Here is a 14,154-nt window from a genome sequence, read left to right as displayed (position 1 = left end):
TCAGTTTTATGCAGATACAGGTCGCTAAAAGATTACAAGGCACAGAAGAATATTACTTCTCCAAAAAGCTCAGGGAAATTGAGGAAATGAACCAAACCGGTACAAAGGTGATCAACCTCGGTATCGGAAGCCCGGATCTGCCTCCTCATCCTTCAGTGGTGGCTGCATTGAACGAGAACGCCGCTTTGCCGAATACGCACAACTACCAGGGCTATAAAGGTATTCCCGCCCTGCGTAAAGCAATGGCAGACTGGTATCAACGCTATTACAATGTAACCCTGAACCCGGATACGGAAGTATTGCCGCTGATTGGTTCCAAAGAAGGGATTATGCATATCTGCATGACTTACCTGCAGGAAGGTGATGAAGCCCTGATCCCTAACCCGGGTTACCCTACCTACCGCTCTGCAGTGAACCTGAGTGGCGCTACTGTTGTTGATTATGACCTGACGGAAGAGAACAGCTGGCTGCCGGACCTGGATGCGCTGGCGCAAAAAGACCTGAGCCGCGTGAAACTGATGTGGGTAAACTACCCGCATATGCCTACCGGCGCAAAAGTAAACAGGGAGTTTGCCGCAAAGCTCATCGCTTTCGCCAAACAACATAATATCCTTATCTGCCACGATAATCCGTACAGCTTCATCCTGAATGAGCAACCCGAAAGTTTGCTGCAGTTTGAAGGTGCAAAAGATGTGGTGCTGGAACTGAACTCCCTCAGCAAATCGTCCAATATGGCCGGATGGCGCATTGGTATGCTGGTGGGCAAGGCAGAGTGGATTACACAGGTACTGCGCTTCAAAAGCAATATGGATTCCGGTATGTTCCAGCCTATGCAGATGGCCGCTGTAAAAGCACTGCAGCTGGGTAAAGACTGGTACGACGACTTAAATAAAATTTACCGTGCACGCAGGGAAAAAGTGTTTCAGTTACTGGATCTGTTGCATTGCACCTATGATAAAAACCAGGTAGGTATGTTCGTTTGGGCGAAAATACCCGCTACTAACGAAAACGGCTATACGCTCACTGATGAAATACTGCAAAAGGCGCGTGTATTCATTACTCCGGGAGGAATATTCGGAAGTAACGGTAACGGCTATATCAGGGTGAGTTTGTGCCAGGATGAAAAAGTTTTCCAGGAAGCGATAGAACGTATCAAAACCAACGTAAAATGATTGCAACAATAATAGGAACGGGTTTAATCGGCGGCTCGCTCGCCATCACGCTGAAGGAAAAAGGCGTGGCGGAGCGGATCATCGGGGTGGATCAGAACCAGGAGCACCTGCAACGGGCGCTGGAGCTGAACATCATCGATGAAGGCGCCAGCCTGGAAGATGCCATGAAGCGCTCGAGCCTGGTGATACTGGCGATCCCGGTGGATGCAGTGCTGCAGGCCCTGCCTGCCATCATGGATAGAGCGCGCCCCGGCCAGGTGATTATGGATGTAGGTTCTACCAAAGAAAAAATACTGCAACTCGTTGCCGGTCATCCCAACAGAGGACGCTTCGTGGCGGCCCATCCGATGGCCGGCACCGAGTACTCCGGCCCCGATGCAGCTGTACGCAACCTCTTCGTAAATAAAACGATGGTGCTCTGCGATGTGAAAAACAGCGATGAAGACGCCCTGGAAGTAGTGGAAAATATGGTAGACCAGCTGCAGATGCGCACTGTGTATATGAATGCAGAAGAGCACGACCTGCACACTGCCTATGTATCTCACATTTCTCACATCACTTCTTTCGCACTGGCATTAACCGTGTTGAAAAAAGAGAAAGAGTCCGGACGCATCTTTGAACTGGCAAGCGGTGGTTTTGAATCCACTGTACGGTTGGCGAAAAGCTCTCCTGATATGTGGGTACCTATCTTCAAACACAACCGGAACAATGTACTCGATGTACTGGACGAACATATCAGCCAGTTACAGCAGATGAAATCATTGCTGGAAAATGAAGACTACGACACCTTTTACAAATTGATTCAAAAATCCAATAAAATCAGGAAGATCCTGAAATAACTAAATTCTGATAATCTACTTAACTTCAATACTATGGTACAGACAATGGAACAGATATTATCTAAAACAAAATTCTCCGATCCGTCTTCCGATAAAAAGCCGTTGATCATTTCCGGACCCTGCAGTGCAGAAACCGAAGAGCAGGTATTAGCCACCGCACTGGCCCTGCAAAAAACAGGTAAAGTGGACGTTTTACGCGCCGGTATCTGGAAACCCCGTACCCGCCCCGGTTCTTTCGAAGGCATCGGTACAAAGGGTCTTGCATGGTTGCAGAAAGCCCGTGAAATCACTGGTCTGCCGCTGGCGGTGGAAGTAGCTACTGCGAAGCAGGTGGAAGACGCGCTGCATTTCGGTGTGGATATTCTGTGGGTAGGCGCACGTACTACCGTAAACCCTTTCTCTGTACAGGAAGTAGCCGACGCACTGAGAGGCGTGGACACTACCGTTTTAATTAAGAATCCTATCAATCCTGACCTGGAACTGTGGATTGGCGCCGTGGAAAGAATCCAGAAAGCAGGTATCAATAAAGTAGGTTTAATTCACCGTGGCTTCTCCAGCTATGGCAACACCCAATACCGTAATGCACCGATGTGGCACCTGGCTATTGAGCTGAAACGCCGTATGCCTGAACTGCCTATGATCTGCGACCCTTCACATATCTCCGGTCGCCGCGATATTCTGCAGGAAGTTTCCCAGGAAGCCATTGACCTCGATTACGATGGACTGATGCTGGAAACACACGTAGATCCGGACAATGCCTGGAGCGATGCCAAACAACAGATCACGCCTGAAAAATTAGCAGACCTGCTGGATGGTATCACCTGGAGAAGAGAACATTCCGATAAGAAAGATTTCAACTCTGCACTGGAAAAACTGCGTGCGCAGATTAACCAGGTAGATGATGAAATTATGCTGTTGCTCGGCAACCGTATGAAAATTGCAGAAAAGATTGGTGTGTACAAGAAAGAAAATAACATCACCATCCTGCAAACAAACCGTTGGAATGAAATCCTGGACCGTGCGGTATCTAAAGGTGAGAAACTGGGCCTGACGAAAGATTTCATCGTGAAATATTTTGATGCAGTTCACCTGGAATCCATCAACCGCCAGAACAAAGTAATGAACGAAGATAAGTAGATCCATCAGCCGCCGGCTGTTGACACTAACAACAGCCGGCAGTAGTTTTTCTGACAGCTAAAGCTAATCGCTCCATGCTCATACAAACCCACCAGTTTCAGCAACAGGAAACCACCTATTTTTTAGGGGAAAGCCTGATGGAGTTGGGCAATCATGTAAACCGTCACAGGGCCGTACTGGTAATAGATGAAAATGTAGAATACTATCACGGTCATCATCTGCACAACTGGAACAAAATTGTGGTGCCCTCAGGGGAAGAATTAAAGAACATGGCTACGGTGGATAAGATCATCGATGGTCTTATTTCTTACGAAGCCGACCGCAAAACCACGCTGGTTGGTATTGGTGGAGGAATGCTTACTGATGTGGCAGGATTTGCTGCCAGCATATACATGCGTGGAATTCCTTTTGGCTTTGTACCTACTACATTATTGGCGCAGGTAGATGCTTCCATTGGCGGAAAAAACGGGGTGAGTCATGGTAAACAGAAAAACCTGCTGGGCATTATCCGCCAGCCGGAGTTTATCCTTTTCGATTATACCCTGCCGCTCACTATGCCGGCAGAAGAATGGCATAACGGCTTTGCTGAAATCATCAAATACGCGTGTATCATGGATGCAACGTTGTTTGATTATCTCGAAAATAACAAAGAAAAAGCACTGGCCCGCGATGTGGAAGTACTGCAATACCTGGTGGAAAAATCGGTAGCAGCAAAAACAAAAGTAGTACTGGAAGATGAGCTGGAAAACGGTCCGCGCAGATGGCTCAACTTTGGTCATACCCTCGGTCATGCTGTGGAAAAGCTTGAACATATAGCGCATGGAAAAGCAGTGGCCATAGGGATGGTAGCAGCTACCCGTTTTTCGGAAAAGCTGATGAACCTGCCGGCAGATCAAACGATCCGCCTGATAAAACTGATCAGCGATTACCAGCTGCCCGTAGCTTTTAACTCTGATAAAGACGCGGTGTTCGACATCTTTAAACTGGATAAAAAACGGGAGAAAGATGTAATACATTTTGTATTGCTGGAGGAGATCGGGAAAGCAACCACCATGCCCATTCCCATTGCAGAACTGAAGTTGTTACTGCAGGAATTGTAAATTTTTTTCTAATTAATTAAAGGCAGACGAAATATACATATGCAAGTTACTGTATCACCAGCCATCATTAAAGGCACGGTTACGGCCAATCCTTCCAAAAGCGCCATGCAACGCGCTGTGGCAGCGGCTTTGCTGGCAAAAGGAAAGAGCATTATCCGTAATCCCGGCCTGAGCAATGATTGCCTGGCAGCACTGGAAGTAGCCGAAAACCTGGGTGCTAAAATCAAACGGGAATACGACTATTTCGAAATCACCAGCAACGGTGTAGCACCGTTTTATGATGAAATCAACTGCGGCGAATCCGGTTTGGGGATCCGTATGTTTACGCCCATCGCGGCGTTGTCGTCCCTGCCCATTACCATTGAAGGCCACGGTAGCTTAACCACCCGCCCGATGGATTTCTTCGAAGCCGTATTACCACAGCTCGATGTAAAATGCTCCACACAGGGCGGTAAATTGCCTCTGCATATCCAGGGACCGTTACATCCGAAAGATATTACGATCGATGGTTCCCTCAGCTCACAGTTCCTTACCGGCCTGCTCATGGCCTACGGTGCTGCAGCAGAAAACGTGACCATCACAGTAACAGATCTGAAAAGCAAACCATACATTGCGTTAACCCTTCAACTGATGGCGCACTTTGGCGTTCAGGTGGAAGAAAAGAATTTTGAAACCTTCCATTTCGGAAAGAAACAGGCGTATAACCCCTGCGACTATACGGTGGAAGGCGACTGGAGCGGCGCCGCATTCCTGTTGGTAGCTGCGGCAGTAGCCGGTAAAGCAGAAGTACAGCATCTCAACACGTCCTCTGCCCAATCAGATAAAGCTATCCTGGAAGCATTGGAAAAAGCCGGTGCACATTTAATGTCCGGCGTGTTTACGGTAAATATTGAAAAAGGAGGGTTAAACGCATTTGAAATAGATGCCACCGACTGTCCCGATCTGTTCCCTCCGCTGGTAGCGCTGGCTGCTAACTGTAACGGCACTACGAAAATTAAAGGCGTGAGCCGTTTGGCTCATAAAGAAAGTGATCGCGGTTTAACACTGCAGGAGGAATTTGGCAAGATGGGTATTAAGATTGACCTTGAAGGCGACATCATGCTGGTACATGGCGGCACCGGTATTAAAGGCGCCCAGGTACATTCACATAACGACCACCGTATTGCGATGGCCTGTGCTGTAGCTGCTTTAACGGCAGACGGTCCGGTGATCATCGACAATGCAGAAGCAATCAATAAATCCTACCCGGAATTTTATGATCACCTGGAATTGTTGGGTGGTAAGGTGGCAGTAACCGTATAATTTCACTTTAAATCATCAGCGTGTGAACAGTTTTGGCAGATTATTCAGGGTAAATGTTTTTGGAGAATCACATGGCGCCAGCGTTGGCGTAAATATAGATGGTATACCGGCAGGTATCCCGTTAAAGCAGGAAGATTTCCTGGCAGACCTGGAACGTCGTAAAGGCGGTTCCAGGGGCACTACGCCCCGCAAGGAGGAAGACCTGCCCTTTATCAAATCAGGCGTTTTTAACGATTTCACTACCGGTGCACCTGTTACTATTCTTTTTGAAAATAACAATACCCGCAGCACCGATTACGAAAAATTGCGGGAGTTTCCGCGTCCGGGACATGCCGATTTTGTAGCGACTGAAAAGTTCGGCGGCTTTGAAGACTATCGCGGCGGCGGACATTTCAGCGGCAGGCTCACCCTCAACCTGGTGGCAGCCGGTGTAATTGCCAAAAAGATCCTGGGCGAAGAGATCCAGGTAAATGCCACCATCACGGAAGTAGGAGGCAACCCTGATCCGGAAGCCGGACTGGAAGCCGCGATTGCAGCAAAAGATTCAGTAGGTGGTATCGTGGAGTGCGTGGTGAATGGCTTGCCCATTGGCCTGGGCGAACCTTTCTTTGATTCGCTGGAATCCGCGCTGGCGCACGCCGTTTTTGCAATTCCCGCTATCAAAGGTATTGAGTTTGGCGCCGGCTTTGCTGCTGCTAAAATGAAAGGACTCGAACATAACGATCCCATCATCGATAAAACCGGTAAAACAGCCTCCAATCATGCGGGTGGCGTAGTAGGCGGTATCACCAATGGCAATCCGCTGGTTTTCCGCATCGCGGTGAAACCTACCTCCAGTACACCTAAAGAACAACAAACTCTCAATATTAAAAGCGGAGAAGTGGAAACTTTCAGCGTGAAAGGCCGTCACGACCTTTGCATCGCGCTGCGCGTACCGGTGGTACTGGAAGCAGTTACCGCTATGGTGCTGGCTGATTTCCTGTTGCTGGAACAACGCCGGCCGCGGGTGTTTGCTGCGAAGTAGGGATCGCCTTCGGCGATTGTCTTTTTCAGGATTAAACTGATTAGACTGATAACGCTGATTTGATTATATTTTGATTTTAAAAGATTAGGGAAGATAAAAGCGGATTTGCTTCTATCTTCCCTAATCTTTTTATAAAAAATCCTGAAAAACTAAATCAGTTCAATCAGTTTAATCCTGAAAAAGACAATCGCCGAAGGCGATCCTTTTACTGCTCAATCGCCAGCAGCTCCACATCAAATATCAGCGCTGCACCCGGACCGATTTTCGGACCTGCACCACGATCGCCGTATGCCAGCTCAGAAGGAATGAAAAGACGCCATTTAGAGCCTACAGGCATTAACTGAAGGGCTTCTGTCCAGCCTTTGATCACGCCGCCTACCGGGAAGGAGATGGGCTGACCTCTGTCTACAGAGCTATCGAACACCGTACCATCGATTAATGTACCGTGATAATGCGTTTTTACTTTATCGGCGGCGGTAGGTTTAGGACCATCGCCTTCTTTCAGGATCTGGTACTGTAAACCATCAGGCAGCGTTACAACTCCTGGTTTGGATTTATTCTCCGCCAGGAATTTAAGTCCTGCTTCGCGGTTTTTGGCAGCTTTGTCTGCTTTCAGCTGCTGCAGATAATTACTTATGCTCATATCACATTGTTCTTTTGACAGTGTTAACGGTTTGTTCTTCAACGCATCCTGTACTGCTTTGGCCAGAAGGGCAGGATTCACATTTTCCAGTCCCTGGGCCTTCAGGTTCTCCGCAATACTAACTCCTATTCCGTAGCTCACGGAGTCCAGTTTGTTTTTCAATACCGGTGACTTAACGGCTGTTTTGGCCACGGGCTTCTTAGGTGCAGGTTTAGCCTGACTGAAACCCTGTACGGATAAGCATCCCAGGGCTCCTATGAACAGGTATTTTTTGTACTTCATAAATAATAGACAGAAATGTTAGTTAAAATAAGGCTTTTTAAAGATGATGCAAGTTAATCAATATAATATTTCGCCCGCAAGCCTTTTACCGGGATGATGCCAACGGCGTCATCCCGGTACATCATTATTTCACTACCGGCAGCACTACCTTGGAAGGATGCTGTGCATCGTGGTAGATGCGGATAGTGGCCTTTTTAAAATCTTTGTCTGTAGCCTTGTAAATATCCATGAACTGCTGCGGGTTCCGGTCTGACAGCGGGAACCAGCTGCTTTGTACCTGGATCATGATGCGGTGTCCTTTCTGGAAGGTATGCGCTACATCCGGCATAGTGAATTTCACTTCAGCAGGTTGATCAGGCACAAATGCTTCCGGCTTTTCAAAGCTGTTGCGGAATTTGCCGCGCATGATCTCTCCACGTACCAGCATCTGGTAGCCGCCCATCGGGTAGGTCGCGGAAGGCACCCGGCGATGTTCGGCAGGCGCGTCTTCTTCATATTTGAAATCGTCGGGGAATACGTCAATCACTTTCACGATGAAATCGGCATCTGTAGTGCTGGTGCTGGCAATCAGGTCTGCTACTACGGGGCCGGCCAGGGTAATGTCTTTGTCCAGTACTTCACTTTCAAATACGGCTACATCAGGTCTGCGGGCGGCAAAGCGCTGATCATCGGTCATATAGTTGATGGTACGGCCAAAATGTACGTCTTCTGTATACGGAACGGGTTTGGCCGGGTCGCTTACGTATTCGCTGAAGCTATTGGCAGCAGCGGGTTTGGTAAAGGAAAGCTTACCATCTTCCTGCAAATAAACAGGAGCGTCTTCCATGTTAGCCGGAGGCCATTTAGGGAGTTGTTTCCATTTGTTTTCGCCGGTGAAGAAAATAGTGGCTTCTGCGATATCAGGTGCAGCGCCTTTGCCTTTAAGGTAATAGTTGAAGAAAGGAATTTCAACGTTTTGTGCGTAGTATTCGGCGGTGTTGCTGCCAAAGCGCACATTACCCAGGTGGGTACCATCGTTGGATGCCCATTGACCGTGGTACCACGGTCCCATTACAATACGGTTGTTGGTAGCCGGACTTTTGGTTTCAATGGCCTGATAGGTATTCCACGCGCCGAAGCAATCTTCCGCATCAAACACGCCTCCTACAATCAACATAGCGGGTTTTACATTCTGCAGGAAGTTGCGCACGTTGCGGGCTTTCCACCAGCTGTCGTAAGTAGGATGGGCGTACATTTCATGCCAGAAGGTTACGCTGTCGCCGATGATCTTAGCGAAGTTGGGCAATGCGCCGGTTTCCAGGTAGTATTTGTAGTTGTCGTGCGTGTAGTAATCAATGCCCTTTGGCCCTTCCGTAGTGGGTTTGGGATGCGGCTGGTCAAATACCGTATAAAAAGAAAAAGCGTCTGCGATAAAGAAAGCACCGTTGTGATGAAAATCATCTCCCAAAAACCAATCCGTAACAGGCGCCTGCGGACTCACCGCTTTCAGGGCCGGGTGGCCGCTCAGCGCAGCCATAGTAGAGTAAAAGCCGGGATAGGAAATACCAAATATTCCTACGTTACCGTTGTTGCCGCTGAGGTTTTTCACGAGCCAGTCGATGGTATCATAGGTATCACTGGCTTCATCAATATCTTTCTTTCCTTTTTTAGCAGGATTGAAAGGTCTTACATTCACAAATTTACCTTCACTCATCCAGGTGCCTCTTACATCCTGTATAACCATGATGTAGCCTTCTTTCAGGTATTCTTTATAATGATTTTTATACAACGGACGAAAGGCATTTTCTCCATAAGGAGCGCAGGAATAAGGCGTGCGCGTCATCAGGATAGGATGTTTTTCCGATTGATCTTTCGGCAGGTAAATGGAAGTAAACAACTTAATGCCATCGCGCATGGTGATGTACACTTCCTTTTTAGTGTAGTGTTCATGCATCCAGAGTGAATCCTGGTTAACGGCCTTACACGCCGCAGGAATTACAAACAGCGCGGCACAGGCCAGCAGCAGCCATTTTCTCATAAACAGTTTATTTTAGATTTCGGGCTAATGTAATAAAAAAACGGGGGATGGCTGGCAGCTATGTGGGGAACGGTTACCGGCCCAGTTTCTCTTTTTCTTTCTTTGGCAAACTCGCCACTACCAACTCGTACGAATTTCTGATCCATTCCAGCAGCAGCTTATTGGGAATACCGGAGTGTACATCAACAGTATTCCAGTGTTTTTTATTCATGTGATAGCCAGGGATCACGCCTTCATACCGCTCCCGCAGCTCAACGGCTTCTTCCGGATCACATTTGAGGTTAATAGATGCAAAATTTGAAAGGCCGCTGAGGGCAAATACTTTTCCGCAAACTTTATATACCAGGGTTTCATCTCCAAAAGGAAACTCTTCTGTAACGCCCGGTAGTGAAAGACAATATTCCTGAAATTGTGCAAGGTTCATGAGTAACAATTATATCTTGTTACAAAAGTCTGTAAAATTTCCGGGAATTATGGAAGAGGTCTGTAATGATACCGCCATTGGGTAGTACTGGTAACACCGTTTTGTATGGACATCTCTGTAGTGTAAACGATCTGGCTATCGTGATCATCGCGGATATCCCGGAAGATATGGGTGATCTCAGTCTGACTGCCGCCAGGAGGGAGATGCTTTTCAGTGATCTTTTTTACATTGGTGCGACCGGCAAATAAGCGATGGTCCGGCCTCATTATAAATCGCAGATAAGGATATTGTTTGCCGAGTGCATAGAAAAAGTTAGGCGTGTCGTCATATTCAAACTGAGATATGCTGCTGGTATGCAATGTGGTTTCTTCTCCGCCTGGCAGGGTGGGGGAGGCATAATAGCCATAACCATTGCGTGTTAAGTTATTGAGCTGATCGCCGGAATAATTACAGGTGGTGATGGCTATCAATTGGCGCATATAATCGGCGCCCTTCTCTGTTATCAATGTATCTGTGAGTTCAATCAATTTGCCGCTGTCATCAAATGTAAATCGCATTGCGTCCGGTACCGTGTCATTTCTCCCTCCAGAGTATGGTGGGTACAGGAATCCTGTTATCTTAAATTCTCTTTCAGATGATTGTACCACATTTTTTTCCGACAATTTGAAATTGGCTCCGTCCTTTCGATAGAGAACTGTTCCTGTCAGCTTCCCATTGGCATCGGTTTTAAATTCCATATGCATAGTAGCCTGATCACTGCCGGGTTCATAATGGTCGAAGGTGGTTAGTTGCTGGTTATTGTTATAACCCAGCTGCTCATAGAGAATATTATCTCTATAAATCTGTGTTATCAGGCGAGTAACCTGTATGGGTGCTGGTCCCGTTGGTTCTTTAGGCTGATCTTTTTTCCGGCATCCAGTATTAGTCAATATTACAAGCGCAATGACGGGTAGCGTGATATATTTCATGGTATGATTTCGTTCTTAATCTGCTTTGATCACTTTATAGGTATAAGCAATTGTTTTATTGATGCCTGGAATACTTTGTGTTTGTGGATACTGTGTGGTATCATACATTTTATAGGTGATGGGGCAGATCTTCGGTGGTACATTGTCTGTTTTATACGTAAATGCTGCTGTGAGATGTTCACTCAAAAGGTAAGGATAATAGTTATCGGACGGATAGGGAAAATTATCACCGCCAATGGTGCGGAACAGCAGGGGATTTTTTGATACCTGTGGAAACAATGGGTTCTCGAGCGGAAGGTATGCCAGGTCAAATGTGTTCGAGAGTAATTCGGGTTCCCCGTTATATACATGATACCAGTTTATATCCTGAAACTGCGTGATATCTTTCCCGTTATACTGGTATTGTTTGTACAACACTGCCACTCCAACAACAATAGAAATGGTGTCTTTAGTGCCCACGAGGGTGAGCATTCTTTGATTGTTAGTCTGTAAATAATTAAGCGTATCGTATCCGGAAATTTCATTACCCAGTTCCCTGTAAAAGGTGGTGTAAATGATAAACCTGTCTGCATTCCACGCCACTGAATCTTTCTGGCTAAGACTCCTTATAGTATTATCATTTTCGTTATAATACCTGGCCATTGATACATAACCTTCCTGGTTATAGGTGTAGGCTATATAATTTTGCCAGATACGGTAAGTAGGGTTGTAGTCCCATCTCTCCGTAACCTGGTGTTTGTCATTATAAACAAGACTGTCTTTGGGTATGTTATTCACGCGGATCGCGGTAACGAGGTAAATATCTTTTGGTGGCTCCGGGCGGGGTGGGGGAGTAACGCTGTTGTCTTTTTTACACTGACAGGCTGGAGCTATTATGAGTAGCAAAAGCGCAGTATAGTACAGCAGGATTTTTACCGGATATAGTAAGGATAAACGCATAAATTGGATAACAACCTGTTAAAAATACCGATTTATTGATGGCTTCCGCGGGAAAAGTAATATCAAATTATCAAGCAGACGCTCCCGGAATGCAGGTTTAGGATAAAACGCTGATATGGGGTAAATGTTACAAGCCGGCCCTGCAATAATATAGCCCTGTGCGTTAGCAGGTAAGCTACACGCACAGGGCCGGCACTTAAAAACTTTGGCGGATTATTTCTTGTTGATACTGATGATCACACGGGAATAACGGGCATAGGTGATCTCCACTTGCTGCCCTGCCCTGTATCCTTCCAACGCACCACGCATCCAGTAAAACAGGCGTTTTTTCTTATTCTCCAGCAGGATCATAATATTGGTTTGTGTATCATTGTTTTCCAGGTATACCGCTTCCATCGGCGCCTCCAGGGTGGCTTTCTGTAGGGCAGTCAGATCTTTTTTAATAGCCCAGTAGCGTATATCTGTTACTTTTATCAACGCAAATATCAACGCTATCACAAAGCATAACAGCCATACCCAGAACCAAAGGTTTTTGAAAGACAGGAGCGAATCATCCGCATCACCCAGGTTGTTGTGAGTGTATAAATAAATTTGCGGTATCACAGCAGCAATCAATAATAGCCCAAAACCGATAAGGGTGAATTTTGTTAACTGTTGCTTGTTTCTCTTCAGCGCGTCCTGTAATAAAAAATGTTCCTCAGTCGTAATAAAGGTGTAATCAGACATAGTTGTTAGATGGTTTTTCAGTAGGCTAATATATAGATAAACAATTAATTAATTAAAATTATATATATAATTTTTTATTTAGTGATTATCATTTTGCCTGTTTATAGCCATTTTGTAATAATATGTGGTAAAATATTATTACATGTTTAAGAGAGATTTAATAGCTGTGGTAACTCATATCTGCATTTTTATTAACGGATATATAACTACTTTATGTCGTTTTGAATGGAAATAGTTTTCTAATTTGCCCCGCATTATAACCCATCATCTGTTATTCTTCCCCAATTGTTACCATGCAATCATAAATACCATAATAGTGAAAAGGATTTTTTTATTAGCCGCTGTCCTGCTATCGATCAGCTTTGCCGGCTACGCCCAGGATACTGCCCAGCTGGTAGTGGAAGGAAGAAAGAACAGCGCCACGCAGCAGTCGAGACCATATGTGATCATGATCTCCATTGATGGTTTCCGGTACGACTACGCCGAAAAATACAATGCACAAAACCTGCTGCGCCTGTCGGGAGCAGGCGTTCGCGCTACTGCTATGCAGCCGGCATTTCCATCCCTTACGTTTCCCAATCACTATTCCCTGGCTACTGGTCTTTACCCCGCCCATCACGGCCTGGTGGATAATTTTTTTTACGACCGTAAAAGAGATGCTGTTTACAAAGTGGGCAACCGCGATGCCGTGGAAGACGGCACCTGGTACAATGGCGTGCCATTATGGGTATTGGCGGAGAAACAGGAAATGATCAGCGCCAGCTATTTCTGGGTAGGATCAGAAAGCGCCATACAAAACGTACGTCCTACTTACTACTTTAAGTACCAGGAAAAAACAAGAATCGATCAACGCATCCAAACAGTCATAAACTGGCTCCGCCTGCCGGAAGAACAACGCCCGCACCTCATTACCTTCTACTTCCCTGAAGTGGATCACATGGGCCATTCCTGGGGACCAGACGCCGACAGTGTACGCAGCGCCGTACAATTTGTGGATGCCGCCATCGGCAAAATGGTGGCCGAAGCAGAGCAGCTGCATCTCCCGGTAAATTTTATCGTGGTATCCGATCACGGTATGATGCTGGCAGATACCACTCATACCATCACCCTGCCGGATGCACCCGTGCTGCAACCCCTGAAAAGTATACCTGGAAACGAAAAGGTAATGCTATACGGTAAAACCGATGAGGAAATCAAAGCCGCATATGATTATCTCAAACAACACGAAAATCATTATACGGCTTACCTGAAAAAGGAAACACCGGAAAGATGGCATTATGGTCAGGAAGATGTTTATAACCGTATCGGTGATATTATCCTGCTGGCAGAAGCCAACTATATATTTACACCGTCAAAGAAAGCAAGTCCGGGTCATCATGGGTATGACAATAACCTCACCAACATGAACGCCATCTTCATGGCCTGGGGACCGGCTTTTAAACCACATACCCGCATCGCCACTTTCGAAAACGTACATGTGTACCCGTTAGTAGCAAGAATACTCGGCCTGGATATCACGCAGCCTATCGATGGGCGCCTGGAAGTACTGGAGCCTGTCTTACAATAACCGTTATTTATCTT

Annotated in this window: 13 protein-coding genes; 7 read left to right on the top strand and 6 right to left on the bottom strand. The window is 46.5% G+C overall.

The features are described from left to right. Positions 1–8 precede the first annotated feature (8 nt). The 6 genes from B5Z18_RS15920 to B5Z18_RS15895 all read left to right on the top strand — a co-directional run bounded on the left by B5Z18_RS15920 (position 9) and on the right by B5Z18_RS15895 (position 6,574). Positions 9–1,172 (top strand): pyridoxal phosphate-dependent aminotransferase, encoded by a 1,164-nt coding sequence (locus tag B5Z18_RS15920; protein ID WP_079470470.1) that lies wholly within the window; start codon positions 9–11, stop codon positions 1,170–1,172. Further along, a complete protein-coding gene (locus B5Z18_RS15915; protein ID WP_079470469.1) occupies positions 1,169–2,011 on the top strand; it encodes a prephenate dehydrogenase in 843 nt (280 codons plus the stop codon). Before B5Z18_RS15920 ends, B5Z18_RS15915 begins: the two co-directional genes overlap by 4 nt. A 33-nt stretch (positions 2,012–2,044) precedes the next feature. Next, on the top strand, positions 2,045–3,148 hold the full coding sequence (locus B5Z18_RS15910) for a chorismate mutase (protein ID WP_227024498.1): 1,104 nt from the start codon (positions 2,045–2,047) through the stop codon (positions 3,146–3,148). A gap of 74 nt (positions 3,149–3,222) precedes the next feature. Then, positions 3,223–4,248 carry a 3-dehydroquinate synthase gene (gene aroB / locus B5Z18_RS15905; RefSeq protein WP_079470468.1) on the top strand — a complete coding sequence of 342 codons (1,026 nt, stop codon included), beginning with the start codon at positions 3,223–3,225 and terminating at the stop codon, positions 4,246–4,248. Between the two features lie 39 nt (positions 4,249–4,287). Further along, entirely contained in the window at positions 4,288–5,550 is a 1,263-nt protein-coding gene (gene aroA, locus B5Z18_RS15900) for a 3-phosphoshikimate 1-carboxyvinyltransferase (protein ID WP_079470467.1), read from the top strand. Between the two features lie 22 nt (positions 5,551–5,572). After that, on the top strand, positions 5,573–6,574 hold the full coding sequence (locus tag B5Z18_RS15895; protein ID WP_079470466.1) for a chorismate synthase: 1,002 nt from the start codon (positions 5,573–5,575) through the stop codon (positions 6,572–6,574). Between the two features lie 205 nt (positions 6,575–6,779). On the opposite strand, the gene B5Z18_RS15890 is transcribed toward B5Z18_RS15895, so the two are convergent. The 6 genes from B5Z18_RS15890 to B5Z18_RS15865 all read right to left on the bottom strand — a co-directional run bounded on the left by B5Z18_RS15890 (position 6,780) and on the right by B5Z18_RS15865 (position 12,573). Further along, on the bottom strand, positions 6,780–7,499 hold the full coding sequence (locus B5Z18_RS15890) for a BamJ family beta-barrel-assembly machinery protein (protein ID WP_079470465.1): 720 nt from the start codon (positions 7,497–7,499) through the stop codon (positions 6,780–6,782). A 124-nt stretch (positions 7,500–7,623) separates the two neighbouring features. Beyond that, on the bottom strand, positions 7,624–9,516 hold the full coding sequence (locus B5Z18_RS15885; RefSeq protein ID WP_079470464.1) for a CocE/NonD family hydrolase: 1,893 nt from the start codon (positions 9,514–9,516) through the stop codon (positions 7,624–7,626). Between the two features lie 73 nt (positions 9,517–9,589). Then, positions 9,590–9,940, bottom strand: coding sequence for an MmcQ/YjbR family DNA-binding protein (locus B5Z18_RS15880; RefSeq protein WP_079470463.1), 351 nt, complete (start codon positions 9,938–9,940; stop codon positions 9,590–9,592). Between the two features lie 47 nt (positions 9,941–9,987). After that, positions 9,988–10,908, bottom strand: coding sequence for a hypothetical protein (locus tag B5Z18_RS15875; RefSeq protein WP_079470462.1), 921 nt, complete (start codon positions 10,906–10,908; stop codon positions 9,988–9,990). 15 nt (positions 10,909–10,923) lie between these two features. Then, a complete protein-coding gene (locus B5Z18_RS15870; RefSeq protein WP_143313616.1) occupies positions 10,924–11,793 on the bottom strand; it encodes a hypothetical protein in 870 nt (289 codons plus the stop codon). Between the two features lie 267 nt (positions 11,794–12,060). Next, positions 12,061–12,573 carry a hypothetical protein gene (locus B5Z18_RS15865; RefSeq protein WP_079470460.1) on the bottom strand — a complete coding sequence of 171 codons (513 nt, stop codon included), beginning with the start codon at positions 12,571–12,573 and terminating at the stop codon, positions 12,061–12,063. 316 nt (positions 12,574–12,889) lie between these two features. Between B5Z18_RS15865 and B5Z18_RS15860 the strand changes: the two genes are divergently transcribed. After that, a complete protein-coding gene (locus B5Z18_RS15860) occupies positions 12,890–14,140 on the top strand; it encodes an alkaline phosphatase family protein (protein ID WP_079470459.1) in 1,251 nt (416 codons plus the stop codon). Positions 14,141–14,154 lie beyond the last annotated feature (14 nt).

The organism is Chitinophaga ginsengisegetis, from assembly GCF_900168065.1.
Taxonomy (GTDB): Bacteria; Bacteroidota; Bacteroidia; order Chitinophagales; family Chitinophagaceae; genus Chitinophaga; species Chitinophaga ginsengisegetis.
Note: the sequence above shows the minus strand (reverse complement) of the source record. Positions and strands in the feature narration are given on the sequence as shown.